General features: G+C 60.0%; 2 protein-coding genes. One reads left to right on the forward strand and one right to left on the reverse strand.

Annotation, left to right across the window (positions count from 1 at the left end):
* The coding region (locus H5T41_11225; protein ID MBC7109329.1) for an aminotransferase class IV at window positions 1-557 on the reverse strand (557 nt) is incomplete at its 3' end.
* A gap of 21 nt (window positions 558-578) precedes the next feature.
* On the opposite strand from H5T41_11225, the gene H5T41_11230 reads away from it, so the two are divergent.
* On the forward strand, window positions 579-1,208 hold a 630-nt coding region (locus tag H5T41_11230), incomplete at its 3' end, for an XdhC family protein (GenBank protein MBC7109330.1).

Below are 1,208 nucleotides of genomic sequence, written 5' to 3' on the forward strand. Positions count from 1 at the left end.
CCGTCCTCGTTGAGGACAATGGCTTCATCGAACCCGGCCAAATACGCCTCGGTCTTGGCGAGGGCGGAGTTCACGTATGCGCCGGTTATCTTGGCCCGGGCGGGGATGGCATTGTCCTCCACCCGGCGCCAGGAGGAGACCATGGCCCGGATCCCGCCCTCGGGAAGGTAGTGCTTGAACGGCAAGGCAAATATGGCGAGCTCGCTTTCAAGATTATGGAGCCGCACCCCGATCTCCTCGCTGGATTTGAAGGCGATGGGCCGGATGTACACGTCCTCACGGAACCCTTCCCGACGCAGAAGCTCCACGGTGATGCGGCAAAGGTCCTCCACGGTGTAAGGGAGGTCGATGAGGAGAATCTTGGCGCTCCGCAAAAGCCGGGCATAGTGGTCGGTCATGCGGAAGACAAAGAGCTCTTCCTCCTCAGGGTTCCAGAAGGCCCGAATTCCCTCGAACACCCCGGTCCCGTAGTTCAGGGCCGAGGTCATCACCGAGATCTTCGCCTCGGAAATAGGCCGGATTTCTCCACGAAAGAACGCGTATTTGTTTTTGCTCATAAAACCCCGCGCAAAACCTAAATGGCCGAGGTTCTTTCGTCAACACGTTTGGGGATAAGCGGAAGGTATGGTACATTTGCTGGGATGAGTCACGAAATCCTGCGGCGGGCGGCAGAGGCTGTGGAAAAAGGGGAGGAAGCGGTTTTGGTCACGGTAGTGGCCGTGGAGGGGGCTGCGCCGCGAGAGGCCGGGGCGAAAATGCTGGTCTTCTCCGACGGCTGCATAGAAGGCACGGTGGGCGGAGGAGCTCTGGAACACCATGCCATTAACAAGGCTTTATCCCTTCTTCGGGAGGGGCCGCACACTTTTTTGGAGTCCCATGAACTCCGAAATTTGGGCATGCTTTGCGGGGGAAAGGCCACGCTCTTTTACGAGGTCCTCCGGCCCGCTCCGCTTTTGGCGGTGTTCGGAGCGGGGCATGTCGGGCTGCTTTTGGCCCGCCTGGCCCGGGAGGCCACGCCCTGGCGCATCGTCCTCTTCGATGACCGGCCAGAACGTCTTTCCTCGTTGCCACCAGGCCTTGATGGCCAAGTCCTTCCCGGTTACCAGGAGATTCCCAAGCTTCCGCCCATCACCTACGCCGTAGTGGCCACGGAGACCCATGCCACCGATTTCCTTGTGGCCTACGAACTTCTTCGCCAGGAGCCGGGA

The sequence above is a fragment of the Methanomassiliicoccales archaeon genome (assembly GCA_014361295.1).
Taxonomy (GTDB): domain Archaea; phylum Thermoplasmatota; class Thermoplasmata; order Methanomassiliicoccales; family JACIVX01; genus JACIVX01.